Source organism: Halobellus sp. Atlit-38R, assembly GCF_003665925.1.
Lineage (GTDB): Archaea > Halobacteriota > Halobacteria > Halobacteriales > Haloferacaceae > Haloquadratum > Haloquadratum inordinatus.
Genome location: NZ_QXIJ01000247.1, coordinates 1 through 493, shown reverse-complemented (window position 1 = coordinate 493; position 493 = coordinate 1). Strand labels below are relative to the sequence as shown.

Genomic DNA, 493 nt, shown 5'->3' with positions numbered 1-493 from the left:
CGGTCGGGCCGGCCCGCCGGGACGCTGAACGCGGGCGGGCTCAGCGCCCGCCGTCGCGGTCGCTCGTCGACCATGACACGCGAGTGCGAGCCGCCGCGACCGTCGCTCCGACGGCCGCGCCGACCGCGTTGACCGCGGCGTCGCGCCACGCGAACGACCGCCACGGGATCGGCGCCTGGACGAGTTCGATCCCGACGCCGAACGCGACCGCGCCGCCGGCCGCGAGGAGCGGTCCGAACCGATTTCCGCGCGCCACCGGTACGAGCAGCGCGGCGAGGACCGCGTAGCCGACGAGGTGAAACGGGTCGGTGAGTCCGACCCCGGCGGGCAGGGCGTCGAGGGCGCCGCCGAGCGCGCTCTCCCCGCCGCCCGACGACCCGGGCACCGGAACCACGGACGCGACGAGCACGACGAACGCGATCCCGAAGGTCCTCGCTCGGTCGCGCACGGTCGCTCTCAGACGGCGCGCGACCCTTCCCTGACGGCGTCCGGT

1 protein-coding gene is annotated in these 493 nt (G+C 76.7%); it reads right to left on the bottom strand.

Annotation, left to right across the window (positions count from 1 at the left end):
- Nucleotides 1-40: 40 nt before the first annotated feature.
- The gene (locus tag D3D02_RS19185) at nucleotides 41-460 is read right to left on the bottom strand and encodes a hypothetical protein (RefSeq protein WP_121571375.1); all 420 of its coding nucleotides are present in this window, start codon (nucleotides 458-460) and stop codon (nucleotides 41-43) included.
- Nucleotides 461-493 lie beyond the last annotated feature (33 nt).